The following is a 25,223-nucleotide window of genomic DNA, read 5'->3' on the forward strand; positions in this document are numbered from 1 at the left end:
GGCTATGCCGTCTCACGCAGCGTGAATTTTGCGGAGAGTGTAACCTTACCATTGCACAAGACAACCCCTTGCGCGATGAGATCATCCAGTTGTGCAAGTACATTGAGCGCCGCAGCGCCATGCAGCTTTGGATCCACGTCTGTGTAGATGGCTTTCACCATGGTCATGACATCATCATCCCCGGCGCGCAGACGCTCCATAATAGCGTCAGAGCGCATCTGGCGATGTTGCTTCAACTGGGCAAGAAACACTTTCGGGTTGTTCACTTCACCGCCGTGAGACGGGAAGTAACGTGTCTCGCCACGTGCCATCAGCTTGTCCAGTGACTTCATGTAGGCATTCATGGAGCCATCCGGCGGCGCCACAATGGTCGTAGACCAGGCCATCACATGGTCACCTGGCAGCATCACACCGTGGTCGGGCAGGGCAAAAGACAGGTGATTCTCGGTATGCCCCGGGGTCGCAACCACCTCAATCACCACACCATCAACAGAGATTTTGGCCCCATCTTCCAGCTCTTCATCCGGCGCAAAGTCTTTTTGGGAGCTCGCATCCATCGGAGTTTCATCCATGTCTTCGAAGGAAACTGCACGTCGGTGCGGGCCGCAACCCATCACAGGTGCGCCGGTCTTTTCTTTCAAAGGACCAGCAAGAGGGGAGTGATCCACGTGCGTATGGCTCACAAGAATGGCCTTCACAGGACGACCATCAATCGCTGACATCAGGGCGTCCAGGTGCTCCAGATCCATCGGACCCGGATCGATGACAACAACCTCGTATTTGCCAACGATGAACGTGTTAGTGCCTGCAAACGTTAGGGCACCTGGGTTGTTGCAGGTCACCCGCGACAGCTCGTCGGTGATTGCAACAAGCTTGCCGTGTTGTGCATCAAACTCGCGATTGAAATCCATCTTGCTCATCTCAGGTCCCTCCCATTGCTCCTATAAATAAGCCTTTGGCAAATAAGAGGCAATGGCAACTAGGCCTGATTGATGGTCGACTTTCTGCTCACTTAAAACGCTCCATGAGAATGGCAGCGAAACAACAAATTTCAGAAAGCTTCATTTTTTTATTGCTATTAAGAATGAGTTGCAACTAGACTGTGTGAAGAAACAGGATACCTGCGGAAGATCTGGTGGTATCTATATTTTAAAGAGCTCAGGGCGAAGATATTGGCCAAGGACAAAGCGGCCAGATCGGAGAACTGCAAAAGATGAAGAGCCGGTACGTTTGCTCAAGTCGTTTTAGAAAGTTGGACTTTATGCGCTACTTTAAAGCTGCTGCACTTGCAGTCACACTGATGATCTTCGCAGGCCTCTCCAGCCTGTCAGCGGCCTTTGCAAAAACTCCAATCAACGCCGTAGCAACCGTTGGCATGGTGGCTGATGCGGTCCGCGCTGTCGGTGGTGATAACGTCAACGTCGAAGCGCTTATGGGAACCGGCATCGACCCACACTCTTACCGCCAGACCCGCTCCGATGTTGTAAAGATGGGTCGCGCAGACGCCATCTTCGCAAACGGTTTGTTTCTGGAAGCGCAGATGGAAGATCTGCTGCTGAAGCTGCAAAAGCGCAAGCCGGTCTTCTTTATTGGTGAGACCATCGACTCCGCAAAACTGGAAGGCTCAACGGCCTACACAGGCCGCTATGACCCACACGTCTGGATGAGCCCAACGCTCTGGAAAGGTGCAGTTGATGGCGTCACAGAAGCATTCATTTCTATCGATCCTGAAAACGAGCAGGAATACCGCGACAACGCAGCAGCTTACCTTGTGCAAGTGCAGGAACTTGCTGACTATGGCGACAAAATCCTCAAAACAGTCCCGCAGGAGCGCCGTGTTCTTGTAACCGCGCATGATGCGTTCACCTATCTTGGCCGCGACTTTGATCTGGAAGTGGTCGGTGTTCAGGGCATCTCCACCAACTCAGAAGCTGGCCTGCAGCGCATCGAAGAACTTGTGGACCTTCTCGTAGATCGAAAAATCACAGCAGTGTTTGTTGAATCGTCAGTATCAGAGCGCAACGTGCGTGCCCTAGTGGAAGGTGCTGAAGCCAAAGGCCACAAAGTGGAAGTTGGCGGTGAGCTCTTCTCTGATGCGATGGGGCAGTCCAACACCTATGAAGGAACGTATATCGGTATGATCGACCACAACATGACGTCGATTACCCGCGCTCTGGGCGGTGAAGCTCCTGCGCGCGGCATGCAGGGTAAACTTGGAGCAGGTCACTAACATGCACGACAGAAGTTCCTCCGGCCTGCACCTGTTGCACGATACCGATGCAGGCAAAAACATAAGACCTGAAGATCTGCCATTCACTGTGCAGGGCATGACAGTTGCGTACCATCACAAGCCAGTTCTTTGGGGCGTTTCCTACTCTGCCCCAAAAGGATGCCTCACAGCGATCATCGGTCCCAACGGCGCAGGCAAGTCCACATTCCTCAAGGCAGCGCTAGGCCTGATCCCGAAGCTCTCTGGTGAAACCAAGGTATTCGGTGAGCCAATCGAAAAGGCCCTGAAGCGCATTGCCTACGTCCCGCAGCGCTCAGCCGTGGATTGGGACTTCCCGGCAACAGCCATCGATGTGGTGATGATGGGCCTTTACGGCCAAATCGGCTGGTTCCGCTGGCCATCCCGCAAGCATCGCCAAAAGGCAATGGACTGCCTGAAATCCGTTGGTATGCAGGACTTCGCCAACCGCCAGATCGGCCAGCTTTCAGGCGGCCAGCAGCAGCGTGTATTCCTTGCCCGTGCACTGGCACAGGACTCTGAAGTCTACCTGATGGATGAGCCGTTTGCTGGCGTGGATGCGGCAACAGAAAAAGCAATCGTCGCCGTGCTTCGTCAGCTTGTTGCTGATGGCAAAACCGTACTCGTCGTACACCATGATCTTGAAACCGTGCGCGACTACTACTCCCACATTCTGCTGCTTAATGGTCAGCATGTGGCGGACGGTCCGGTCGAAACAACCTTCACCCCGGAAAACCTGCAGAAAGCGTATGGCGGACGCCTCGCCAGCACTCAGCTGGACGGCCTCTCAGAAGCATCAGGCGCATAAGGCAAAGCCATGGAACAGTTCTTTGCCGCCCTCACTCTGTCTGCAGGCTACAACACAGCACTGGTCTGCATCGGCGCTGCCCTTCTGGGCGCGGCCAGCGGTGCAATCGGCGTCTTTGTTTTGCTCAGAAAACGCACGCTGGTCTCTGATGCCGTCAGCCACGCAACGCTTCCCGGCGTAGCGCTCGCTTTTATCATCGCTCAGGTCTATTTCGGCTCTGGCCGTTCTCTTCCTGTGCTCCTGTTCGGCGCGGCCTTGTCTGCCGGCATCGGCGTGCTGGCAGTGGACTGGATCAAAACCCACACCCGCCTCACAGAAGATGCCGCCATCGGCACCGTGCTCTCCACCTTCTTTGCGGTCGGCATGGTCCTGCTCACCATCATCCAGTCCATGTCCATCTCAGGGCAGGCGGGTCTGGAGGGCTTCCTTCTCGGCGCAACCTCCGGCATGCTCAAGTCTGAGGCACTAACAATCGCCGTAGCAGCAGCCCTTGTTGGCCTTGCCGTTGTGCTGCGCATGAAAGAATTCTCGCTGCTTTGCTTTGACGAAGGCTTTGCAGCAGCCAGTGGTTACAATGTCCGTTGGCTCGACCGTACCCTTCTTCTCTTGCTTCTCGGCATCGTGGTGATCGGCCTCAAAACCGTTGGCCTCGTGCTCATCATCGCTCTGGCCATCATCCCGCCCGTTGCTGCCCGTTTCTGGACAGACCGTGTACCGGTGTTGGTTGCCATTGCAGCAGGAATTGGCGCCTCGGGAAGCTACATTGGAGCTGCTCTCTCAGCCAGCGCACCAAACATGCCAACTGGCGGTTTGATCGTGCTGGTGCTCTTCAGTTTCTTTGTGGTTTCCCTCCTTGTCTCGCCCGTTCGCGGTGTGCTCGCCGCAGCGCTCAAGCACTACCGCTTCCAACGCATCGTGCACTTGCGTCAGGGCTTGCTCGCCATCGCGCACAACGAGCCGGTGCTTGAGCCACTGACCCGCTCCATCCTGCGCAGAGGCGGGTTTATGAGCGGAGACGGCCAGCCAACCGTGAAAGGTCAGTCAGAAGCACGCCTGATCGAGCGTGATCAGAAGCTCTGGAACCTCTACCGCGAAATGCACCCGGAAGAGTCCCATGCGCTGGCCGACTGGTCCCTGAAACCAATCGGTGAAGTCCTGCCTGCTGATACCGTAAAGGTGCTGGAACAGGAACTCAGCCCCCATGTGGTGCACCCTGAAGACAATGGCAAAGGAGGAGCAAACTGATGGATATCTTCCTGCAATTTGACCTCCCAAGCATCCTGTTGGGCTCTCTGGCAGCGCTGGCCTGTGGTCTGCTCGGCAACTTCCTCGTCCTGCGCAAGCAAGCGCTCATGGGCGATGCAATCTCTCACGTGGTGCTGCCCGGCATCGTGCTCGGCTTCCTGTTCTCTCATGAGACTGGCTCCTGGGCCATGATGATCGGAGCAGGAGTGGCAGCCATCTTCGCGGTGCTGCTTATCGAACTCATCCGCCGTATCGGCAATGTGGAACCCGGCGCTGCCATGGGCGTGGTCTTCACCACCATGTTCGCAGCTGGTGTTGTCATTCTGGAGCAGACCGGAACCGCAGGCGTTCACCTTGACGTAGAGCACGCTCTATACGGCAATCTGGAAAGCGCCATCTGGCTGGATGCCTACACCCTCTCAGATCTTTGGAACTGGCAGGTACTGTCCACGCTACCGGAGAGCATCAAACAGCTGTTCATCGTCAACTTGTTGGTGATCGGCTTCATCGTGCTGTTCTTCAAGGAGCTGAAGATCTCCAGCTTCGACCCGCTGCTCTCCGCCAGCCTCGGCTTCTCGCCAAAATGGCTCGGCCTGTCGCTCATCGTGATGGTGGCCATTGCAGCAGTTGCAGCGTTCAGCGCAGTGGGTTCTATCCTTGTGATCGCCATGTTCATCTGCCCGGCGGCCACAGCGCGTATGCTGACCGATAACCTGAAGACCCAGCTCTTCATCTCAGGCATTGCCTCACTGTCCGCTGGCCTGTTCGGTTACCTGCTCGCAGCCTTCGGTCCGGGCCTGCTGGGCTACGAGTTTTCGGTCTCCGCTGCCGGTATGATTGCTGTTGTCGCTGGTCTGCAGCAGGTGCTCGCCATGTTGTTCGCGCCGCACTACGGCGTCGTCATGCGTCGCCGCCGGCAAAGGGAGCATGTCAGCGCCTGAAAGAGCCTGTAGACTTCGACAATGAAAAGGGAGTGCCCCAAAAGGCGCTCCCTTTTTTAGTTTGCCAAATAAATAACAGATTGAAATTACCTAGAGTTTTTCGCTCAACTTATAGAAATACAAATACAATATTGCGTAGCTCGCTAATAATGAGCTACGCTCGATAAGTTAATATACGTAAATTGTCATGGGTCTGTCACAGGTTGCAGTTAGCTGCCTAGGTGATGGAACCAGAGAGGTGTCGAATCTCTGCATCGCACCTTGGTTGCTATTAGAATTTCTTAGTCTCTTGAGGGCCCGTTAATGTCTATCTCTCGTCGTTCAGTACTGAAAGGCACTGCTGCAGCGTCCGCCGCTGCTGTTGCTGCTCCTGCAATTTTGAAGGCCTCTGATGCGCTGGCATCTTCTGGTCAGGTGAATGTGTTCGCATGGGGCGACTACGTTCAGGACAATATGATCAAGAAGTTTGAAGGTGACACAGGGATTAAGATCAACCTGTCCACCTTCGGCTCCAACGATGAAGCTGAGCAGAAGCTGAAAGCAGCTGGCGGCAAAGGCTTTGACGTGATCTTCCCGTCCATCACCAACGGTGCGAACTACTACCCGGATGACCTGCTGGCCCCTCTGGACGAAAGCAAGCTCAAGGTGGATGCCGTTGTGCCGTCCATGCTGCGCGACAGTGTTAAGCTCGGCGGCACCTACCGCGGCAAGCGCATGCTGCTGCCATTCGACTGGGGCACAGAAGCCATCACCTTCGACAGCACCGTCTTCCCACTCTCTAACGATGAAGTCTCCTTCGGCTCTCTCTGGGCTCCGGAAGCCAAAGGCAAGGCTGCATTCCGTCAGAAATCCGCTCTAATCGGCACGGGCCTGTACCTCGACGCAATCGGCAAGGTGAAATCCAACCGTATGCTCGACGTGTACAAGACCGAAGAAGACGCCCGCCGCGTCTGGGATGAAGTTGCCAAGTTCATCATCGAGCGCAAAGAAAACATCGCTGCGTTCTGGAACAACGCAACCGAAGCCACCAACGCCTTCAAACAGGCAGGCGCGTCCATCGGCCAGACATGGGACACAACTGGTCTGCTGCTCAGCCGTGAAGATGCAAAGTGGAAGTACCGCATGCCAAAAGAAGGCGGCATGACCTGGATGGATTCCATGGGCATTCCAAGCGGTGCTGAAAACACTGAGCAGGCCTACGCCTTCATCAACGCCATGCTTGATCCGGAAATGGCTGGCATGTTCAGCGCAAACACCGGCTACAACTCCGCTGTTGTAGGCGCCGCCAACCATGCAGGCGAAACCTACAAGAAGCAGTTCCTGGAGATCTACAACAACGACACCCTCGCGAACCTGTGGTGGTACCCGGCTGATACGCCATGGTTTGCACCGCTTCGTCAGGAGTACGTGGACAAGATCACCAACGCCTAACGGTGTTGGCAGCAAAGCGCGGCATCAGCCGCGCTTTGCATATCAGCTTGCAATCGCTGCGGTGGCACAAACACCGTTTTTGCAAGGAAGGAACTGCGCTCTGGCACGGCCAGAAGCCGAGCGGAAAACCTCAGGTTTCCATCCCTGAAAACCATAAGATAAAGCAATAGGCCCTTCATGCATGGCAATGATGTAATTCTCGAAAACCTCTCCATGAGATTTGGCGATTTTGTCGCCGTTCAGCCCACGAACCTCAAAATCAATGCTGGTGAGTTTTTCTCTATCCTCGGCCCGTCCGGCTGCGGAAAAACAACCATCCTGCGCATGATCTCCGGCTTCCTCAGTCCCTCTCAGGGCCGAGTCGTCATTGGCGACAAAGACATGTCCGGCATTCGAGCCAATGCCAGACCCACCGCTCTGATCTTCCAGAACCTCGCGCTCTTCCCGCTCATGAGTGTACGGGACAACATCGCCTTCGGACTGGAAGCACGCGGCATTTCCAAAAAGATCCGCCACGAAAAAGCGCAGGAGCTCCTGTCCCTCGTCGCGCTGGACGGGCAGGGCGATAAACTGCCGACAGAACTCTCAGGTGGTCAGCGCCAGCGTGTGGCCATTGCCCGTGCTCTCGCAGTTGAGCCATCCGTGCTCCTGCTTGATGAGCCGCTTTCCGCGCTGGACCTGAAGCTGCGCCAACATATGCGCGCTGAGCTGAAAGAGCTGCAGCGTAAAACCGGCGTCACCTTCATCTACATCACCCACGATCAGGGTGAGGCGCTCACCATGTCAGACCGTGTCGCCGTCATGAACCACGGCGTGGTGGAACAGGTCGCCACCTCTGACGAAATCTACGCCCATCCTGTCACCCCATTCGTCGCCAGCTTTGTGGGTGAGCAGAACGTCTTCAAGGGCAAGGTCGTTGGCAAAGAAGGCGACTTCGCCGTTCTGGAAACCTCCCAAGGCAAGCTGTTCGGCCACAACGCACATGGCTTGAACGAAGGGGAGGAGGCCATCCTGTTCGTTCGCCCGGAACGCGTCACGCTGGAAGAAAAGGATGGCCAGCAAAATGGTCTGTCTGCAAAACTGGAACGCCGCGATCTGGAAGGACCGTTTGTGAACCTGCACATGCGGGTAGGAGATCAGCCAATCGCTGTCCATGTCACCAACGTGGAAAAAACACACCAGCCACTCGGCTCTGATCAGAACCTCTGGTTCGCAGCACAGGATGCTGTTGTGATGCGTCCAGGAGAGCTGGCCAGTGAATAGTCTGATCAAAAGTTACGGCAAAGGGCTCACGGCTCTTTTCATGGGGCTAGCAGCGCTCTGGATCGTGCTTCTCATCGTCCTGCCCCAGTTCTCCATGATCGAGCGTGCCTTCACTTATGAGGACAGAGGCGGAGCCGCGGCCACTTTGGCGCTGGAAATTGATCGGGCTTATGAAGAAGTGTTCCAGATCAACACCTCGCTGGAAGAGCTGGACGCGGAAAAAGATGCGGTCAATGCAGGGGAGGCAACAGCCAAACCGCAGGACGGCGCTTCGTCTCTCAACCCGTTTGCCAAACCAGAACCCTCCACCCCTGGTGGTGCATCTGGTCTGAACCCATTCGCTGAGGAAAGCCCGGCACCGTCAAACGATGCCACCGGCCTCAATCCATTTGCAGAACCTTCCGGCAATGACACCACCGGCCTGAACCCGTTCGGAGCCCCATCGTCTGGCGGGGCAACAAGCGTGACCCGTACGATTGCTGAAATCGAAACTGAAGTAGAACCGCTTCTTGCCAGAAAAGGCGAGCTGGAAGCAAAGATCGCCACACTGGAGGCCGAGGAGAAAGCCACCAGCGAAAGTGTTGGACTGGATACTTCGTACTCTCTCAAAAACTTCACGATGATGAGTTCGATCCACTTCCAGATCTTCCTCGCAACCATCGCCTATGCGCTTTGCGTCACCATTCTGGCGTTCATCATGTGTTACCCGGTGGCTTACGCTGTCGCCACAACAACCAGCCGCAACAAACTCGCCATCCTGATGATTGGTCTGCTGATCCCCTATGCGATCAACGAGCTGCTGCGCATCTTCTCGTGGATCATGATCCTGGAGAAGCAAGGCATCCTGAATGGACTGCTCGATCTGTTGGGTATCATCAATCTGGAGGCTGGCGAGGGCTTCCGCTTTGTCGCATCAAACGGCGCAGTCTTTACGGTGATGGTCTACGCCTACGTGCTCTTCATGGTTTTCCCGATCTACAACACCATCGACACGCTGGACAAAAACCAGATCGAAGCGGCGCGTGATCTCGGCGCCTCCACATGGCGCATCCATTGGCGCGTGGTCCTGCCACATGCCAAACCGGGCATTGCTGTTGGCGCGATCATGACCTTCATGCTCTCTGCTGGCTCCATCGCGGTGCCAAGCGCTGTGGGTCGTGGCCTCCATCCCGATTGGTTCTCTCAGGTGATCTACCGCCGCTTCTTTGAGGCTGACAGCTGGAACCAGGGTGCCGCCTATTCTCTGGCACTACTGGTGGCCTGTATCGTCTTTATTCTGTTCAATATGTGGGTCTTCCGCGTCGGTATCCGGGACATCGCGAAATGACGGCAACAACTCTTGAAAGCACCGGCGTGACAGAAACAGCTAAAACACCAATCGATTGGGCGTCCGCCGTCTTGAACGGCTATCTGGTGATTTTCTTCGCCTATATGTTCCTGCCGATGATCTTCATGGTGATCGCAGCCTTCAACTCAGCGCCAACCCCTTCGGTCATTGACTGGCAGGGCTTCACGCTGGATTGGTTCCGCGCTCTGCCACAGGATCAGCGTTTCATTGATGGGCTTGTGCACTCGCTTATCATCGCCGTGGGCGTGATTGTCATCTCCATCCCGCTGGGCCTTGCAGGCGCATTGCTGCTCACCCGCCTGCAGTCTCAGGCAACAACCTTCCTCTACACCGTGCTGGTCTCGCCCATGCTCACACCGGGCATCGTGCTTGGTGCAACCACGCTCATCTTCTGGCGGGATGCATTTGGCGTGGAAGGCGGCCTGTTCACCGCAACCATCGCTCAATCCAGCTTCATTGCTTCCTACTGCATGCTCATGTTCATGGCCCGCTTGCAGCGTCAGGACATCGTGCTGGAAGAAGCGGCACTGGATCTGGGAGCGTCCTCGTTCTTCGTGTTCCGCCGCATCACGCTGCCCTTCCTGATGCCAACTATTTTGACCGCATCCGCCATCGCGTTTTTGCAGTCTATTGAGAACTACAACACCACCTTCTTTGCCATTGGCCCAAGCTGGACCCTTGTGACAGAGATTGGCGCGCGCATGCGCTTTGGTATATCCCCTGTCATCAATGTCATCGGTGTTCTCTTTGTAGCAATTACGATAATTGCTGCTACAGTCTACGTGATGGCAAGCCGCAGGAAGGGACGCGGCTGACAGATCTATTTTGGGGGGAAGCAATGACATCAGGCGAAATGGGTGTCTTGGAGCAATTTTCATTGTGCAAGGCAGAGGTGCTTCTGCCTGCCTCTGCTCAAAGCGCCTATGTGTGTTTTCTGGAGAAAATTGATGCCTGGTGGCCTGCGGAATACAGGTTCTCCCCGGATGGTGTTTTAGGCATAGAGCCGCTGGTCGGCGGCTCGTGCTTTGAAGATGTGGAAGACGGCAGACGCCTGCACTGGGGCACCATTCAGGAACTGGAAGAGGGCAATAAGATCGTCCTTGCCTGGCAGATCTCTCCCAAACGCCTGCTCATTGAAGACCCGCAAAAAGCTGGCATCGTGACAATTCAGTTTTCAGATGTTGAGGGTGGCACCCAGCTCAAACTGGTGCATAGTCACTTTGAGCGCTATGGAGATGGCTGGCGGGAGTACCTGCGCGCTATGAACTCCAGTGCCGGGTGGGCCTACTGCCTGAACAAGCTGAAAACCGCCATTGTGAAGATCTAGGCACCTCGCTCAAAGCGATGCCTGTACTCCAATGAAACGACGCATTTAGGAGCCTTCATGAAGCTCAAGTTCCGTTGCCTGCCAGAACTTCATGGCCACATTCCAGAGCCGGTTGAGGCAAAATCAGCGCTTCCAGAGTGGTTGAAGGACATCCCCTCAACCGTGGAAAGTGAGCTGCTGGGCAACGAGCAGGTGCGCACCCTCAAACACTGCCCACCCATCATTGACGGCTTCTCCACCGGCATCCTCTTTAAGCTGCCTTGTGATGTGACAGTCAAAGACGGTGAGTTCTCATGGCATTGGCCCAAACCGGTCTCACCAAAAGCCCAGCAAACCCGATCCCCCATAGGCTTGCATGTGCCGGAACAGGCAACTGGGGCACCGCTGGGCACGAACCCGGGCGACTTCATCATCAAGCTCAACAACTTCTGGAGCATCGAAGCACCGGAAGGCATCTCACTGCTCTTCACTCATCCCCTCAATCGCGAGGAACTGCCGTTCAGAACGCTGGCAGGCGTGGTGGATTGTGACCGCTTCAAAGGTGGTTTCGTGCACTTCCCGGCACTCTGGAAGAACCCGGAGTTTGAAGGTACGCTCAAAGCTGGCACCCCAATCGCACAGGCTTTCCCGTTCAAGCGGGAAGCAATGGAGCTGGATTGCGCACCGATGGATGAGGTTGAATTCGAAACCCATCTGGACACGCAAAACAAGCTGCAGGCCGAGCCGGGCCATTACCGCAAGTCTGTCCGCGCCAAACGCTCCGTGGATGCGTAAAGGTGAGGGGGCTTCAAATCTCTAAGGCAGCATAGCCTTTGAGTTGAGCGGCACACGGCCAAACGATCCTTGGCTCATAATCTTCAGCAGTTCAGGGCGCACTGGTGGGTTGTTGGCAAACAACCGCCGCAGCATGCTGATGCCTTCCTCATCGCCCATCATCTGCATGGCCTCAGCCGCACCCAGAATGTTCTCCGCATCATTCTCAATCTCAGCCCGTTTCTGGAACGCCTGCAATGCAAGGTCGGGCACTTCCATGTGAAGCGCAATGCGCGCCAGATTCAGCAATCCATCACCGTCATCAGGATAGGCGGCTGTATACTCGGCAAAGTCATTAAGGGCGGTGTTGAAATCTTCCATGTCCAGACAAGCCGCAGCCCGCTCAAACATTGCGCCTTGGTGCTGCGGTGAAAATTCCAGTGTCTTTTCAAAGTTCTCAAGGGCTTGAACATTGTTGCCTGCACGGCGGCGCACAAGGCCCAGATTGTACCAGAGGCTCGGGTTTGTCTCGTCTTCTTCCAGCATGAGAAGAATATACTTCTCCGCTTCTGGCCAGTTTTCCTGCGAAATTGCTGCTTCCAGTTTTTCGAGAATCTCTTCCATCATCAGCCCTTCATTCCGTGCCCTAAAGCCTTCCCCAGCAAGCAAATTGCCTTCGCTCTCAGGTCCGTCCGCAGTACCTATTTAAAGGCGCAGGCCATTTAAATACAATTACCAAAGGTAAGAGAGAGATGACACTTCGCTTCAATTGGGCTCTAAACGCAAAAGATGAGAGTTGCGTGACGTTGAACCTGCCTCAAATGAAGCTTTGCCGATTAATTATTATTCCTCAGCTTCTCTTCTGCTTGATTTGTTAAACCTGCTAAATATATAACCGCGCCAACGCGTCGAAAATGTCTGAGTGGATCTACGCTATTTCCTAAGTGGACCGAACCTCCAAGATCCTTGGTTTCGCTACGTCTCCTTGTGGGGAAATTGCAAAAATGAGCAGCCGCCGTCGCGAGAATGTCATGCTGACCCTGTTAAATTCTCGGTCAGTCTGAAAGAAAAAACAATGTAAACGCGCAGCGGCGTTTAGAGAGTGGCACGTATGTCCCTGGATACTGACAAGGAAGAAAAGCAGGTAAATCAGGAGCCGTTGAGACTGGGTCTCAACAGGCAGGCGATTTATCGCAAAACCGTCGATGTACGCTGGATCCTTCTGGCAGCCGCAGGCATTTTTGCTGTCTTCTCTGTTGCCTTTCAGGTGCCCATCTGGGCCTCCTTCTTCGCCTACGCTCTCATCTTCATTCTGGTTATCGGCGGCGGCATGAAAAGCCGCACCAAGGTCAAAGCACCCAGCGGTGTCAGCCGCAAGGAAGCCAGCGAAATCGTGGATCGCGGCATGAAGTCCGCCGTCAACGCACTGCCGGACCCGTGTTTCGTCGTCGACTACCGCGGTACCACCCAGTACGTGAACCTCGCCGCACAGCGCCGCTTCGGCACCATCGCAGTGGGAGATCCTTTGTCCTTCCGCATCCGCGCGCCGTCCCTGCTGGAAGCGCTGGACCGTGTCTCCAATGGCGGTTCCACAGAAGTCATCGACTGGACTGAGAAGGTGCCAATGGAACTCTGGCTGGAAGCACACATCGCACCGCTCTGGTCTGTCTCCAGCGGAAACCTTGCCGTCCCACGCGGACGCCCGGGTCTCATCCTCGTCGTCATCCGCGACCTGACCGAAGCCCGCCGTCTGGAGCGCATGCGTGCCGACTTTGTCGCCAACGCCTCCCACGAGCTGCGCACACCGCTTGCCTCCCTCACAGGCTTCATTGAGACCCTGCAGGGACCAGCGAAGGGCGACCCGAAGGCGCAAGACCAGTTCCTCGGCATCATGCTGGATCAGGCAGAGCGCATGCGTCGCCTCATTGATGATCTGCTGTCTCTGTCCCGCATCGAGATGAAAGTGCACGTCCAGCCTGAAACCCTCGTGGACCTCGGCCTGATCATGCGCCACTCCGTGGAATCGCTGCTGCCCGTCGCCAAGGAAAACGGTGTCGAGCTGAATGTTACAGTGCCCGATGAACCTGCCGAGATTCGCGGTGAGAACGACGAGCTGGTGCAGGTCTTCAACAATCTGGTCGAAAACGCCCTGAAATACGGCTCCAGCGGTGGCCGAGTCGATGTCACATGCCGCCCGGACCCTGATTCCACCGAGACACCACACTGGATCGCAGAGGTTCGTGACTACGGCCCGGGCATCGATCCGGAACACCTGCCGCGATTAACCGAGCGTTTCTATCGGGTTGACGTGGTCACCTCCCGTCAGATGAAGGGCACAGGCCTCGGTCTGGCCATCGTAAAACACATTCTCACTCGCCACAGAGCCCGTCTGGAGATCGAGAGCAAGCCGGATGAAGGCGCCTGCTTCCGTGTGTTCATACCCGGTGCCGTTATTTATGACGAAAATGAACTCGATTAAAAATATCTAGTAAAATCAAACTCTTGCGATGTCATAAAACTGATACTCAACGTTCATATAACCATCACAGCCAAACGCTAGGTTACAGCCAGCTCACAGCCGGGGCGCTGTGAGGTGAACGTAATTAATCAGTTTTAAAACCAAGACTCCCAGGAGACTTCAGGTGAAAATCAAGGCATTCGCAAGCGTCGCAGCGCTCGCTCTCGCAGGTACCATTGCTGCAGGTTCCGCACAGGCTCGTGATCAGATTCAGATCGTTGGATCCTCCACTGTTTTCCCATTTGCAACAGCAGTAGCTGAGCAGTTTGGTCAGAAAACAAACTTCAAAACACCAGTTGTTGAATCTACGGGTTCCGGTGGCGGCATCAAGCTCTTCTGTGAAGGCGTTGGCGAAAACACACCTGACATCACCAACGCTTCCCGCCGCATGAAGGCAAAGGAGCTGGTTAAGTGTAATGAGGCTGGCGTAACCCCGGTTGAAGTCACTGTAGGTTTCGACGGCATCGTTCTGGCAAACTCCAAAGCTGGCGCTCAGCTGGACCTGACCCTTGATCAGGTGTTCCTGGCTCTGGCGAAAGAAGTCCCAGTCGACGGCAAGCTGGTTGCAAACCCATACCAGAAGTGGTCCGACATCGACCCATCCCTGCCAAACACCAAGATCGAAGTTCTCGGTCCTCCTCCAACATCCGGCACTCGTGATGCATTCGCTGAACTGGCAATGCAGGGTGGCTGTAAGAAAGTTGCAGGCGCTGCAGAACTCGGCCTGAAGAAAAAAGCATGTCACGAAGTTCGTGAAGACGGTGCTTACATCGAAGCAGGTGAGAACGACAACCTGATCGTTCAGAAGCTGGAAGCAAACCCGAACGCACTCGGCATCTTCGGTTTCTCCTTCCTCGACCAGAATGCTGACAAAATGCAGGGCGCAAACATCAACGGTGTTGCTCCTACTTTTGACGCGATCGCAGCTGGCGACTACCCAGTGTCCCGTTCCCTGTTCTTCTACATCAAGAAAGAGCACGTTGGCGTCATCCCAGGCATCGCAGAATACCTGGCTGAGTTCACCAGCGAAGACACCTGGGGCGACGAAGGTTACCTGGCAGACAAAGGTCTGATCCCACTGCCAGCAGCTGACCGCGCATCAGTTTCCAAGTCTGCATCAGCTCTGACACCACTTGCATTCTAATTGCAAAAAATCAGAGAGCGGTCAGCACCTCAGCTGACCGCTTTCACGCATCCGCAAAAGGTCGACAGCGCATTCGGGTGCTTCCAAACAAACACCATGAATTCGCTATAACAGTTACAGCGTGTTTCCGCATAACAAGCCTGATCTGCAGGCAGAAATACGCTCTGACAGAAGAGCCAAATAAGGCGACGCAATCAAATGTTCTGGACTTACGCTGCCCTTCTTCTACTGGTCTTCGTAGCCGCTAACGTCTATGGGCGCTTCCGGGCTCTGCAAGTTGCTGGTCACCAGTTGTCCGTGCTTCACTCTCGGCCAACTTACCACGGTGGGTATCTGGCAATCCTGTCCACACTTCCGGCATTTGTGCTCCTGATTGCATGGGCAGTCGTTGAGCCGCGCATGCTGGACATGATGGTCATCAGCGCCAATGCCGAGGTGATTGAAGGACTGTCCAAACCAGAACTTCAGGCATTCCTGCGCGATGCCCGCGCCATCGCATTCGGCGGCATTGTTGCCTTCTCCGATGCTGGCAAGGAGCAAGCTGCTGAGGTGTTCGCCTCACTCGCTCAAACCTCCTTTGTCCTTAAATCAGTTCTTATGGTTGGCCTTGTGCTTGGCGGTCTGTGGTACGGCAACCGTGCCATTCGCCCCACAATGCGGGCTCGTCATTTTGTAGAGCGCACCGTCATGGGATTGCTGATCCTGTGTTCCGCTGTTGCGATCTTCACCACCATCGGCATCGTGCTCTCACTGATCTTTGAAAGCCTGATGTTCTTTCGCCAGATCCCAATTCTGGACTTCGTCTTCGGCACCCACTGGAGCCCGCAAAGCGCGTTTGAAGGGGCTGGTGCGGAACACGGCGAAGCGAACACCAAGATCTTCGGCGCAATCCCGCTTCTGGTCGGCACCATGCTGATCACAGCAATCGCAATTATTGTGGCTGCACCAATCGGCTTGCTCTCGGCGATTTACCTCTCTGATTACGCAAGCACTCCGGTCCGCGCCATCGCAAAGCCAGTTCTGGAAATTCTGGCTGGTATCCCAACAGTGGTCTACGGCTTCTTCGCTGCGCTCACCGTGGCACCATTCATCCGCGGCTGGGGCGAAAGCATTGGCCTGTCAGTCAGCTCAGAAAGTGCTCTGGCCGCTGGCCTTGTCATGGGCATCATGATCATCCCGTTCGTCTCCTCTCTTTCTGATGATGTGATCAACGCCGTGCCCCAGTCTCTGCGTGATGGCTCTGCCGGTCTGGGTGCCACCAAGTCCGAAACAATCCGCCGTGTGGTTCTGCCAGCGGCGTTGCCGGGCATCGTCTCGGCGCTGATCCTCGCCATCTCCCGCGCCATTGGCGAAACCATGATCGTGGTGATGGCAGCAGGCCTTGCCGCCAACATGACAGTGAACCCACTGGAAGCAGTAACAACCGTGACCGTGCAGATCGTCACCTTGCTGGTCGGTGACCAGGAGTTTGACAGCGCGAAAACACTCGCAGCGTTTGCTCTCGGTCTTCTCCTCTTCTGCATCACACTTGCTCTGAACATCTTCGCTCTGCGCGTCGTGAAGAAATATAGGGAACAGTATGATTGATATCGCTCAGGACACTGCCGGTTCCGCAATTGGCGGACGTGTCAAAGGCATTCCTTCCGGCGTCCATACGACAGACGAAGCTCGCAAGCGCCTGAAAAAGCGCTACAGCATGGAAGCGCGCTTCAAGGCTTACGGCATCGGTGCCATTGCATTGGCCGCAACCTTTCTGGTTCTGCTGCTCTTCACAATTGTCGGCACTGGCCTGCCAGCTTTCACCTACAACTACGTGAGCGTGCCGCTGAACCTGAGTGCTGAAAAGGTTGATCCAGCCAATCCGGCAGGCGCCAGCTATAACAAGATCATCCGTGATGGTCTGAAGGCTGAGCTGCCATTTGCATCCGACCGCAAAAACCGCCGCGTGCTTTACTCGCTGGTGTCCTCCGGCGCCAACGTCATCCTGCAAAAGCAGGTGGTCGCCGACACATCCATGCTGGGTGGAACCGGTCCAGTCGCTATCCCGCTTTCAGATTTCGCAGACCTTTATGTCAAAGGCCTGATCACGCAGAAAAACGAGATCGCCACAACAAGCGCAGCAACCGTTTCCGGAACCGAAGGGCAGGTGACCATCACCGCCGAGAAGCCGGAGTTCGGTGCACTCATCGCCGCGCTCAAGTCCTACTACGAGAACGAAATCACACTGCTTTCAGACAAGATCGAAGCCCGTGGCCGTTCTGAAGTCAGCGTCAACACCAAGATCACAGGCCTCCAAACCCGCCTGAAAAGTGAAAAAGATCCGCTGGTTGTGCAGCGCCTGACGTCTGAAGTTGAGAGCAACAGAGAAGCTCTTGAGAAAATCAAGTCCACTCTGGAAACTCGCAAAGCTGAACTGGCCGTTCTGCAGGGTCATCTCGCCAATGTTGAGAACGGCGGAACACTCAACAACAAGATGCCAAGCTTCTTCGTGAACGTGAACGGCGGCACCATCAAAGCGGAGAAGGTCACGCCAACCAGCGTCACTGGCACCGCCTTCATCCCGCTCAGCTCCGATGCCGCCGCCGCTGCTGGTCAGTGGGGCGTTGAAGAGCTGGAAACACCGGAAAGCTTCCGCAAATTCTCTGACAAAGAAATCGCTTACACTGATTATCTGGTCTCCAAAGGCTCCATCGAGAACCAGTGGAACTCCATCTTCTTCAAGTCCGGTGCAAGCCGTGAGCCTGAGATGGCGGGTATCTGGGGTGCAGCTGTTGGTTCCTTCTGGACCATGCTCGTTACCTTGTCTCTGTCGTTTCCGATTGGTGTGGCTGCCGCGATTTATCTGGAAGAGTTCGCGCCAAAGAACCGCTGGACCCATCTGATTGAGGTGAACATCAATAACCTGGCAGCGGTTCCGTCCATTGTGTTTGGTCTGCTCGGTCTGGCGGTGTTCCTCAACGTCTTCGGCTTGCCGAGATCTGCGCCGGTCGTCGGCGGTATGGTGCTGGCGCTCATGACCCTGCCAACCATCATCATCGCCTCCCGCGCAGCCCTTCAGGCCGTGCCGCCGAGCATCCGCGAAGCAGCGCTGGGTGTCGGAGCCTCCCGCTTGCAGGCAGTGTTCCACCATGTGCTGCCACTGGCAATGCCGGGTATTTTGACCGGAACCATCATCGGCATGGCGCAGGCTTTGGGTGAAACTGCACCACTTCTCATGATCGGCATGGTGGCCTTCATCGTTGATATCCCGGCAAGTCCGGTGGATCCGTCGACCGTACTGCCGGTTCAGATCTTCATGTGGGCAGACTTCCCCGAACCTGCCTTCCAGCAGAAAACCTCTGCTGCGATCATGGTGCTGCTCGGCTTCCTGATCTCGATGAATGCAATCGCAATCGTCCTTCGTAAACGTTTTGAGCGCCGCTGGTGATTTGAAAGGCAAGATCATGGCATTGGAAATGACCACAGACACCGAGAGTGCAATGGATACAACAATAAGCGCCCCACCAGCCGTATCCGCTGAAGGCGAAACGCTCAAAATGCGTGGCCGTGACGTGAAAGTGTTTTACGGCGACAAGCAGGCTCTGCACGGCGTGGATCTGGATGTACGCAAAAATCAGGTGACAGCGCTGATCGGTCCATCCGGTTGCGGCAAGTCCACCTTCCTGCGCTGCCTCAACCGCATGAACGACACCATCGACATCTGCCGCGTGGAAGGTGACATCCTTCTCGACAACGATGATGTCTATGACCCACGCATTGATGTAGTGGAACTGCGTGCCCGCGTTGGCATGGTGTTCCAGAAGCCGAACCCGTTCCCGAAGTCCATCTTTGAGAACGTGGCCTACGGCCCTCGCATTCACGGCTTGGCGCAAAGCAAGGCCGATCTGGAAGAGATTGTCGCCAGCTCCCTGCAGCGCGCCGGTCTGTTTGAGGAAGTGAAAGATCGTCTGGATGAGCCGGGAACCGGCCTCTCCGGTGGTCAGCAGCAGCGCCTGTGCATCGCGCGTGCAATCGCTGTGTCTCCGGAAGTGATCCTGATGGATGAGCCATGTTCCGCGCTTGACCCGATCGCCACCGCAAAAGTGGAAGAGTTGATCGACGAACTGCGCCAGAACTACACCATCGTGATCGTAACCCACTCCATGCAGCAGGCGGCACGTGTTTCGCAGCGCACTGCATTCTTCCACTTAGGAACACTGGTGGAAGAGGGGCTGACCAACGACATCTTCACCAACCCCAAAGACCAGCGCACGCAGGATTACATCACTGGCCGTTTCGGTTAAGAATAATAGGCAAGGAGGTCTAAGGAGATCATCCGATGAAAGATCATATCGTCTCGTCCTTCAATGAAGAACTGAAAGAGTTGGCCGGACGTGTCGTCGAAATGGGCGGCCTCGCAGAAACACTTGTACATGATGCCGTCAGCGCACTGCTGAGACAGGACCGCGAGCTGGCAACCCGCACCATTGCCGCGGACAGACGCCTCGACAACATGCAGGCCGAGTTGGAAGAGCTGTGCATCTCCGTGATCGCACGCCGCCAGCCAATGGCAAGCGACTTACGCGACATCATCGCCGCCATGCGCATCTCCAATGATCTGGAGCGCGTTGGCGATATGGCCAAGAACATCGCCAAGCGGACGCTCGCAATTGAAAGCGAATTCAACAACAAACAGTTGGCGGTTGGCGTAGAACACATGTCCGATCTGGCGCTGGAACAGCTTAAAGCCGTTCTGGATGCCTACACTTCCGGTGATCTGGAAGTCGTCCAGCGCGTGCATCTGCGTGACGATGAAGTAGATGCGCTCTACACCAGTCTGTTCCGTCAGTTGCTCACCTACATGATGGAAGACCCACGCTCCATCACCATGTGCGCCCACCTGCTGTTCTGTGCAAAGAACATTGAGCGCATCGGTGACCATGCGACCAACATTGCCGAGAACATCTACTACATGATCTCCGGAAATCAGCTTCCGGTTGATCGACCAAAAACGGACGAACTGGCAGACAGCAGCGCTGTCTGAGACGTGCTGCTCTCTGGGAAGCTGCAAGCCCGGAAGGCGACCACGTTGAACAAAGGTTTGGAGTGTCGGGTTCATTACGCGGCACTTCATGTGTCAAATCAGAGGGCGGCTTCGCGTTTCTGATAAGAAAAGACGCAACTACAAAAGGTTAAAGTGGTTTACATGCACAGTGATGACGGTAAACTGCTTTACAACAGAAGGTGCAAAGAGAGCACTAGGGTATGCCTAAGATACTGATTGTAGAAGACGAAGAACCGTTAAGCCTGCTGCTGAGATACAATCTCGAAGCGGAAGGCTACAATGTCGACGTATGCGCAAGAGGAGATGAGGCGGAACTCCTGCTGCAAGAAAGCCAGCCGGACCTGCTCTTGCTGGACTGGATGCTGCCCGGCCTCTCCGGTATCGAGCTTTGCCGCCGTCTGCGGGCACGTTCAGAAACCGAACGCATGCCAATCATCATGCTCACGGCACGAGGTGAAGAGTCTGAACGCATCCGCGGGCTGGCAACCGGAGCCGATGATTACGTCGTCAAACCTTTCTCCATCCCGGAGCTTATGGCCCGTGTACGAGCGATCTTCCGCCGTGCTCTGCCGGAAGTTGTCTCCACCATGCTCAAGTCCGGCGATATTGAGCTGGACCGCGAAACCCACCGCGTCCGCAGAACTGGCCGCGAAATCCACCTCGGCCCAACCGAATTCCGCCTGCTGGAGTTCCTCATGAGCGCCCCAGGCCGCGTCTACTCCCGCGAGCAACTGCTCGACGGCGTGTGGGGACATGATGTTTACGTGGATGAGCGCACTGTCGACGTCCATGTGGGCCGCCTGCGTAAAGCCATCAACAAAGGCCGCATGAAAGACCCGATCCGCACCGTCCGCGGTGCCGGTTACGCGTTCAACGACCAGTTTGCAGTCGGGTAACTGATCTCTGCTATATGCGCATTGTGAAGCTGCATCTCTGATCCGGAGGTGCAGACTAAAAACAATGCGGATAACAAATGAAAATCAAGACGGTTGATAGAGCAACCGCTCATATCTACGACAATCTCTGCCAGGCTTACGAGGCAGAGTTCTCACCTCTCACGCACAAACAGCCTGACGCCAACGGTCTGTTCGCCAAGGACACGCTGCTGGAAGGCAACATCACCGGCTATCTGGTGTACAGCAACGACCTCCCGGCCGGACTGGCCGCCATCAAGCAGGATGAGCAGGAGGGGTTCGAAGTCTGTGAGTTCTACGTCGTGCCTTACTACCGACGACATAAGCTGGGCCTGCAGTTTGCCAGCGCGCTGTTTGATCAGATGCCCGGCAACTGGCAGATCAAACAGATCGAAGGCGCTGACCACGCCACCGCCTTCTGGCGCGCAGTGGTAAGCGACTACACATTAGGCCACTATCAGGAAGACAGCTACAACGACCCGTACTGGGGCAATGTCACCCGCCAAACCTTCAGCGCGCAGAAGCACTAGGCCTCAACCACAGGCGGGATAGTCGTTACATTACAGGCATCCAGACAGCAAAAAGCCGGGCACTGGACCCGGCTCATAACGCTTGCTTTCAGTCTGTTTTAGCTGGCGCGGCGGTTGCGGCGGTCGCTGACTGGCTGATAGGCAATGCTGCGGTGATGCGCGCAATACGGTGTGCCTGCATCTGACTGACGACCGCAGAAGTAGAAGTCTTCAGAACCCGGATCGCCAATTGGCCACTTACAGGTGCGTTCGTTCAATGTCAGGATGGATGCGCGTTCGGAAACCGGAATAAAGATTTCTGCGACTGGGACGGGAGCGATTTCGGTCTCGATCGTTTCAATTGGCTCAACTTTAAGAGCGGTGGCGCCTGCCACTGTTGGCTGAACTTGTCGAGGAGTAGGAGAGGGAGCTGCTGCTGCGACCGCTTCGGTCACTGTCGGTTTGATTGGAGAAGCTGTTCTTGCCGCTGGGGCAGTTGCCTTTCTCGTCTTGGTTGCACCGCCCCCTGATTTAGCACGCCCTGAAAGCCCGAGCCGGTGAACCTTACCAATTACGGCATTTCGGGTCACATTGCCTAGTTCTCCAGCGATCTGGCTTGCGCTTAACCCGTCTGCCCAAAGCTTGGTTAGTAACTCTACACGTTCTGCTGTCCAGCTCATTAAAGGCCCCCGTCTTCCTTCAGTGGCGCGCAAAACAGTATTCGCTCAGCTCGGACGTATCCGAATTTGCCGCTAACCTGAGCGTGTGTGCTTGCAGCGATCAGTAACTACGAGATGGTGTATAACTCTTATCGCACAGTACTATATCGGCGTTCCTACGAGCAATAACCTCAAAGAATTGAGGTGGGGAAGACTCTGGTTTTCCCCAGAATTGCCGTACTACTACTTACCTATAACAGCCTTCTTGTGGTGGGAGAAGATTATCAATCTAAAGAATAGGAGCTGTTTGTTAAACCAAGTTCCACCGCATTCTTTCCAACACAAAGTAAGAGCTGATAGCGTTACCCCGTTGATATTTAATACATATATTTACCACTGAAAAACAACTAGTAAAAAACACTAGTAAACTACAAATTGCAGTGCAGATGCACTCGCCGAATGACACCTTCATATGACGCGGTACACGCTAGAGGTGTATTGAATAAACCTTAAGAGATATGGAAAAAAACTGGCCAGTGAAGAGGGGATTAGACCTCTACTCCATCATTTAAAAATGCCACAATGTGCCCTTCCTCAGGTAGCAGACCAACCGGAATGCACCGATAGGAAGCACAAAAAGCCGGCTGCCCATTCCTGAACAGGAGTAAGGTATTGCTGGCAATACGTGTTATTGACTGCCCTGAGGGAACGCGGTTTATATGTCGCTTCCCTTACAACCGGACACCTTCGGGTGTTGAATGAAGCGCCAGATGGCGTTTTTTGTTTTTGTAATAACCAAGATTTTTGAGCCCAGAGCTCAATCCATGAGGAGTGAGAAATGACGACTTCGTCGCTAATGCAGACTTATGCACGTTCAGACCTGGCGTTTGAGCGTGGGGAAGGTGTCTGGCTTTATGCGGCTGATGGTCGACGATACATGGATTGTGCCTCGGGTATCGCCGTCTCCGGCTTGGGTCATGCGCATCCGAAGCTCGTTGAGGCGCTGAAAGGCCAGGCTGAAAAGCTGTGGCACGTCACCAACCTCTACACCATTCCAGAGGGTGAAAAGCTCGCAAAGCTGTTGACAGACAACACCTTTGCTGACGTTGTGTTCTTTACCAACTCCGGTACGGAAGCAACTGAAGGTGCCATGAAGGCAGCGCGTCGCTACCACTTTGCCAAGGGCAACCCGGAAAAGAACCGCATCATCACCTTTGAAAATGCGTTCCACGGCAGAACCATGGCAGCTCTGGCTGCTGGTGGTCAGCAAAAGTATCTGGAAGGCTTCGGTCCAGCACCGGAAGGCTTTGATCAGGTGCCAGCTGGCGATTTGGAAGCAGTCAAAAAGATTGTTGGCCCGCAAACCGCAGCCATCATGCTGGAGCCTGTTCAGGGCGAAGGCGGCATCCGCTCCATGGATCCGGCTTTCTTGAAAGGCCTGCGCGAGATCTGTGATGAAAACGACCTGCTGCTGATCTATGACGAGATCCAGACGGGTGTTGGCAGAACCGGCAAGCTCTTTGCCCACGAATGGGCTGGTGTTGCACCAGACCTGATGGCGATTGCAAAAGGCATCGGCGGTGGCTTCCCGATGGGGGCGTTCCTCGCAACCAATGAAGCGGCCAGCGGCATGGTGCCGGGCGTGCATGGCACAACATTCGGCGGCAACCCGCTGGCGATGGCTGTCGGCACCGCTGTTATGGAAACCGTCCTGGAGCCGGGCTTTCTGGAAGCCGTTCAGGAAAAAGGCCTGATGCTAAAGCAAAAGCTTGCCTGCATTGTAGACCAGCACGGCGACGTGTTTGAGCTGGTGCGCGGTGAAGGCCTGATGCTTGGCCTCAAATGTAAGGTGCCAAACACCCAGCTGCTGGTTCACATGCGCAACAATGGCTTGCTGCCGGTTGGTGCGGGAGACAACGTGCTCCGCATTATGCCGCCAATGACCATCACCGCTGAAGAAATTGACGTGCTCGCCCAGAAAATTGAAGCCGCTGCTGCGGACATGGAAAACGAGCTGAAAACTGCCGAGACTGCCAAATGACTACACTGACAAAACCACAGCACTTTCTCGATATCAGTGATTTTTCAAGTGACGAACTTCGTCACATCATGGATGTCTCCAAGCAGATCAAATCCACCCGCAATGGCGTTCATCGCGGGCAGGGGCCTCTGGCAGGCAAAGTGCTGGCCATGGTCTTCGAACAGCCATCCACCAGAACCCGCATCTCCTTTGATGTGGGCATGCGTGAGCTTGGCGGCGAAACCCTGATGCTGACCGGTGCAGAAATGCAGCTTGGCCGTGGCGAGTCCATTCCGGACACCGCCCGCGTCCTGTCCCGCTTCGTCGACATGATCATGATCCGCATGCTGGACCATGATGCCGTCAGAGAGCTGGCAGAGTATGCAACCGTGCCTGTCATCAACGGTTTGACCAAGATTTCACATCCTTGCCAGATCATGGCAGACATCATGACCTTCGAAGAACACCGCGGAAGCATTAAGGGTAAAACCGTTTCCTGGGTGGGTGACAGCAACAACGTTCTTTATTCTTGGATCGAAGCGGCATCCAAATTTGACTTCAAAATTAACGTTGCCGCACCAAATGAACTGACAGTACCTCTTGAATGGATCGAAAAGGCCTATACATCCGGTGCTGAACTTTCAGTAACAGACGATCCGTTTGCTGCTGTTAAAAACAGTGATTGTGTTATCACCGACTGCTGGGTTTCCATGGGTGACAGCGATGCTGAAACCCGTCACAACATGCTGGCTGCCTATCAGGTGAACGAACGCCTGATGAGTGAAGCCAACGATTCAGCCCTGTTTATGCACTGCCTGCCTGCACATCGTGGGGAAGAAGTGACAAATGAGGTGATCGACGGCCCGCATTCTGTGGTATTCGACGAGGCAGAAAACCGACTCCACGCCCAAAAAGGCATTATGGCGTGGTGCATGGGTGCATCGCCTCAAGGATAAAGCATATCGCTGAAAAGTGGCTGCCGGTTTTCAGGTGACGATATGCGCAAGCATAGTGCATATCGCTGAAAAGTGGTTGTCCGGTCTTCAGTCGA

General features: G+C 55.1%; 23 protein-coding genes. 20 read left to right on the top strand and 3 right to left on the bottom strand.

The features are described 5' to 3' along the window. Nucleotides 1-2 precede the first annotated feature (2 nt). Nucleotides 3-920 (bottom strand): MBL fold metallo-hydrolase, encoded by a 918-nt coding sequence (locus AC3CB2_RS01555; protein ID WP_352931332.1) that lies wholly within the window; start codon nucleotides 918-920, stop codon nucleotides 3-5. A gap of 341 nt (nucleotides 921-1,261) precedes the next feature. Between AC3CB2_RS01555 and AC3CB2_RS01560 the strand changes: the two genes are divergently transcribed. The 10 genes from AC3CB2_RS01560 to AC3CB2_RS01605 all read left to right on the top strand — a co-directional run bounded on the left by AC3CB2_RS01560 (nucleotide 1,262) and on the right by AC3CB2_RS01605 (nucleotide 11,385). Next, complete coding sequence (locus AC3CB2_RS01560; RefSeq protein WP_352931330.1) at nucleotides 1,262-2,230, top strand: metal ABC transporter solute-binding protein, Zn/Mn family; 969 nt, start codon at nucleotides 1,262-1,264, stop codon at nucleotides 2,228-2,230. Between the two features lies 1 nt (nucleotide 2,231). Next, nucleotides 2,232-3,056, top strand: a complete 825-nt coding sequence (locus tag AC3CB2_RS01565; protein WP_054783099.1) for a metal ABC transporter ATP-binding protein — start codon at nucleotides 2,232-2,234, stop codon at nucleotides 3,054-3,056. A gap of 9 nt (nucleotides 3,057-3,065) precedes the next feature. Then, nucleotides 3,066-4,301, top strand: coding sequence for a metal ABC transporter permease (locus tag AC3CB2_RS01570; protein WP_352931328.1), 1,236 nt, complete (start codon nucleotides 3,066-3,068; stop codon nucleotides 4,299-4,301). Continuing rightward, nucleotides 4,301-5,242: a metal ABC transporter permease gene (locus AC3CB2_RS01575; RefSeq protein ID WP_352931326.1), complete on the top strand. Its 942-nt coding sequence runs from the start codon at nucleotides 4,301-4,303 to the stop codon at nucleotides 5,240-5,242. Before AC3CB2_RS01570 ends, AC3CB2_RS01575 begins: the two co-directional genes overlap by 1 nt. A gap of 303 nt (nucleotides 5,243-5,545) precedes the next feature. Then, nucleotides 5,546-6,673, top strand: a complete 1,128-nt coding sequence (locus AC3CB2_RS01580) for an extracellular solute-binding protein (RefSeq protein WP_008549908.1) — start codon at nucleotides 5,546-5,548, stop codon at nucleotides 6,671-6,673. 177 nt (nucleotides 6,674-6,850) lie between these two features. Beyond that, on the top strand, nucleotides 6,851-7,936 hold the full coding sequence (locus AC3CB2_RS01585; RefSeq protein ID WP_352931324.1) for an ABC transporter ATP-binding protein: 1,086 nt from the start codon (nucleotides 6,851-6,853) through the stop codon (nucleotides 7,934-7,936). Continuing rightward, the gene (locus AC3CB2_RS01590) at nucleotides 7,929-9,263 is read left to right on the top strand and encodes an ABC transporter permease subunit (protein ID WP_352931322.1); all 1,335 of its coding nucleotides are present in this window, start codon (nucleotides 7,929-7,931) and stop codon (nucleotides 9,261-9,263) included. The genes AC3CB2_RS01585 and AC3CB2_RS01590 overlap by 8 nt, the downstream gene beginning before the upstream one ends. Beyond that, nucleotides 9,260-10,099, top strand: coding sequence for an ABC transporter permease (locus tag AC3CB2_RS01595; RefSeq protein ID WP_008549831.1), 840 nt, complete (start codon nucleotides 9,260-9,262; stop codon nucleotides 10,097-10,099). The genes AC3CB2_RS01590 and AC3CB2_RS01595 overlap by 4 nt, the downstream gene beginning before the upstream one ends. Before the next feature lie 23 nt (nucleotides 10,100-10,122). Next, nucleotides 10,123-10,611, top strand: a complete 489-nt coding sequence (locus AC3CB2_RS01600) for an SRPBCC family protein (protein WP_352931320.1) — start codon at nucleotides 10,123-10,125, stop codon at nucleotides 10,609-10,611. Nucleotides 10,612-10,668: 57 nt separating this feature from the next. Further along, nucleotides 10,669-11,385 (top strand): hypothetical protein, encoded by a 717-nt coding sequence (locus AC3CB2_RS01605; RefSeq protein WP_352931318.1) that lies wholly within the window; start codon nucleotides 10,669-10,671, stop codon nucleotides 11,383-11,385. 21 nt (nucleotides 11,386-11,406) lie between these two features. Here AC3CB2_RS01605 and AC3CB2_RS01610 read toward each other — a convergent pair whose 3' ends face one another. Continuing rightward, nucleotides 11,407-11,991: a tetratricopeptide repeat protein gene (locus AC3CB2_RS01610; RefSeq protein WP_352931316.1), complete on the bottom strand. Its 585-nt coding sequence runs from the start codon at nucleotides 11,989-11,991 to the stop codon at nucleotides 11,407-11,409. Between the two features lie 484 nt (nucleotides 11,992-12,475). Here AC3CB2_RS01610 and AC3CB2_RS01615 point away from each other — a divergent pair, with 484 nt between their 5' ends. The 8 genes from AC3CB2_RS01615 to AC3CB2_RS01650 all read left to right on the top strand — a co-directional run bounded on the left by AC3CB2_RS01615 (nucleotide 12,476) and on the right by AC3CB2_RS01650 (nucleotide 21,514). Continuing rightward, a complete protein-coding gene (locus tag AC3CB2_RS01615; RefSeq protein ID WP_352931314.1) occupies nucleotides 12,476-13,843 on the top strand; it encodes an ATP-binding protein in 1,368 nt (455 codons plus the stop codon). 163 nt (nucleotides 13,844-14,006) lie between these two features. Beyond that, nucleotides 14,007-15,026 carry a PstS family phosphate ABC transporter substrate-binding protein gene (locus tag AC3CB2_RS01620; RefSeq protein ID WP_352931312.1) on the top strand — a complete coding sequence of 340 codons (1,020 nt, stop codon included), beginning with the start codon at nucleotides 14,007-14,009 and terminating at the stop codon, nucleotides 15,024-15,026. A 198-nt stretch (nucleotides 15,027-15,224) separates the two neighbouring features. Continuing rightward, the gene (pstC, locus tag AC3CB2_RS01625) at nucleotides 15,225-16,613 is read left to right on the top strand and encodes a phosphate ABC transporter permease subunit PstC (RefSeq protein WP_054783106.1); all 1,389 of its coding nucleotides are present in this window, start codon (nucleotides 15,225-15,227) and stop codon (nucleotides 16,611-16,613) included. Beyond that, a complete protein-coding gene (pstA, locus tag AC3CB2_RS01630) occupies nucleotides 16,606-18,453 on the top strand; it encodes a phosphate ABC transporter permease PstA (RefSeq protein ID WP_352931310.1) in 1,848 nt (615 codons plus the stop codon). The genes pstC and pstA overlap by 8 nt, the downstream gene beginning before the upstream one ends. 52 nt (nucleotides 18,454-18,505) lie before the next feature. Next, entirely contained in the window at nucleotides 18,506-19,309 is an 804-nt protein-coding gene (gene pstB / locus AC3CB2_RS01635) for a phosphate ABC transporter ATP-binding protein PstB (RefSeq protein WP_050773927.1), read from the top strand. A gap of 35 nt (nucleotides 19,310-19,344) precedes the next feature. Beyond that, on the top strand, nucleotides 19,345-20,049 hold the full coding sequence (phoU, locus tag AC3CB2_RS01640) for a phosphate signaling complex protein PhoU (protein ID WP_352931308.1): 705 nt from the start codon (nucleotides 19,345-19,347) through the stop codon (nucleotides 20,047-20,049). Between the two features lie 221 nt (nucleotides 20,050-20,270). After that, nucleotides 20,271-20,966, top strand: a complete 696-nt coding sequence (gene phoB, locus AC3CB2_RS01645; RefSeq protein WP_008549923.1) for a phosphate regulon transcriptional regulator PhoB — start codon at nucleotides 20,271-20,273, stop codon at nucleotides 20,964-20,966. Nucleotides 20,967-21,043: 77 nt separating this feature from the next. Continuing rightward, nucleotides 21,044-21,514, top strand: a complete 471-nt coding sequence (locus tag AC3CB2_RS01650; protein ID WP_352931306.1) for a GNAT family N-acetyltransferase — start codon at nucleotides 21,044-21,046, stop codon at nucleotides 21,512-21,514. 98 nt (nucleotides 21,515-21,612) lie between these two features. Here the strand turns inward: AC3CB2_RS01650 and AC3CB2_RS01655 are convergent, their stop codons facing one another. Then, nucleotides 21,613-22,173 carry a GcrA family cell cycle regulator gene (locus AC3CB2_RS01655; RefSeq protein WP_352931304.1) on the bottom strand — a complete coding sequence of 187 codons (561 nt, stop codon included), beginning with the start codon at nucleotides 22,171-22,173 and terminating at the stop codon, nucleotides 21,613-21,615. Nucleotides 22,174-22,990: 817 nt separating this feature from the next. On the opposite strand from AC3CB2_RS01655, the gene AC3CB2_RS01660 reads away from it, so the two are divergent. Beyond that, entirely contained in the window at nucleotides 22,991-24,193 is a 1,203-nt protein-coding gene (locus AC3CB2_RS01660; protein ID WP_352931302.1) for an aspartate aminotransferase family protein, read from the top strand. Further along, the gene (gene argF, locus AC3CB2_RS01665) at nucleotides 24,190-25,128 is read left to right on the top strand and encodes an ornithine carbamoyltransferase (RefSeq protein WP_008550068.1); all 939 of its coding nucleotides are present in this window, start codon (nucleotides 24,190-24,192) and stop codon (nucleotides 25,126-25,128) included. The genes AC3CB2_RS01660 and argF overlap by 4 nt, the downstream gene beginning before the upstream one ends. Nucleotides 25,129-25,223 lie beyond the last annotated feature (95 nt).

The organism is Pseudovibrio sp. SCP20, from assembly GCF_057774105.1.

Excerpts from the sequence above, each read along its gene's own strand:
- AC3CB2_RS01660 (WP_352931302.1), top strand. The coding sequence starts at position 22,991 with ATGACGACTTCGTCGCTAATGCAGACTTATGCACGTTCAGACCTGGCG.
- pstC (WP_054783106.1), top strand. The coding sequence starts at position 15,225 with ATGTTCTGGACTTACGCTGCCCTTCTTCTACTGGTCTTCGTAGCCGCT.
- AC3CB2_RS01600 (WP_352931320.1), top strand. The coding sequence starts at position 10,123 with ATGACATCAGGCGAAATGGGTGTCTTGGAGCAATTTTCATTGTGCAAG.
- AC3CB2_RS01580 (WP_008549908.1), top strand. The coding sequence starts at position 5,546 with ATGTCTATCTCTCGTCGTTCAGTACTGAAAGGCACTGCTGCAGCGTCC.
- AC3CB2_RS01605 (WP_352931318.1), top strand. The coding sequence starts at position 10,669 with ATGAAGCTCAAGTTCCGTTGCCTGCCAGAACTTCATGGCCACATTCCA.
- AC3CB2_RS01615 (WP_352931314.1), top strand. The coding sequence starts at position 12,476 with ATGTCCCTGGATACTGACAAGGAAGAAAAGCAGGTAAATCAGGAGCCG.
- phoU (WP_352931308.1), top strand. The coding sequence starts at position 19,345 with ATGAAAGATCATATCGTCTCGTCCTTCAATGAAGAACTGAAAGAGTTG.
- AC3CB2_RS01595 (WP_008549831.1), top strand. The coding sequence starts at position 9,260 with ATGACGGCAACAACTCTTGAAAGCACCGGCGTGACAGAAACAGCTAAA.
- AC3CB2_RS01560 (WP_352931330.1), top strand. The coding sequence starts at position 1,262 with ATGCGCTACTTTAAAGCTGCTGCACTTGCAGTCACACTGATGATCTTC.
- AC3CB2_RS01610 (WP_352931316.1), bottom strand. The coding sequence starts at position 11,991 with ATGATGGAAGAGATTCTCGAAAAACTGGAAGCAGCAATTTCGCAGGAA.
- pstA (WP_352931310.1), top strand. The coding sequence starts at position 16,606 with ATGATTGATATCGCTCAGGACACTGCCGGTTCCGCAATTGGCGGACGT.
- AC3CB2_RS01655 (WP_352931304.1), bottom strand. The coding sequence starts at position 22,173 with ATGAGCTGGACAGCAGAACGTGTAGAGTTACTAACCAAGCTTTGGGCA.
- AC3CB2_RS01585 (WP_352931324.1), top strand. The coding sequence starts at position 6,851 with ATGCATGGCAATGATGTAATTCTCGAAAACCTCTCCATGAGATTTGGC.
- AC3CB2_RS01570 (WP_352931328.1), top strand. The coding sequence starts at position 3,066 with ATGGAACAGTTCTTTGCCGCCCTCACTCTGTCTGCAGGCTACAACACA.
- AC3CB2_RS01575 (WP_352931326.1), top strand. The coding sequence starts at position 4,301 with ATGGATATCTTCCTGCAATTTGACCTCCCAAGCATCCTGTTGGGCTCT.
- argF (WP_008550068.1), top strand. The coding sequence starts at position 24,190 with ATGACTACACTGACAAAACCACAGCACTTTCTCGATATCAGTGATTTT.
- phoB (WP_008549923.1), top strand. The coding sequence starts at position 20,271 with ATGCCTAAGATACTGATTGTAGAAGACGAAGAACCGTTAAGCCTGCTG.
- pstB (WP_050773927.1), top strand. The coding sequence starts at position 18,506 with ATGGATACAACAATAAGCGCCCCACCAGCCGTATCCGCTGAAGGCGAA.
- AC3CB2_RS01650 (WP_352931306.1), top strand. The coding sequence starts at position 21,044 with ATGAAAATCAAGACGGTTGATAGAGCAACCGCTCATATCTACGACAAT.
- AC3CB2_RS01565 (WP_054783099.1), top strand. The coding sequence starts at position 2,232 with ATGCACGACAGAAGTTCCTCCGGCCTGCACCTGTTGCACGATACCGAT.
- AC3CB2_RS01555 (WP_352931332.1), bottom strand. The coding sequence starts at position 920 with ATGAGCAAGATGGATTTCAATCGCGAGTTTGATGCACAACACGGCAAG.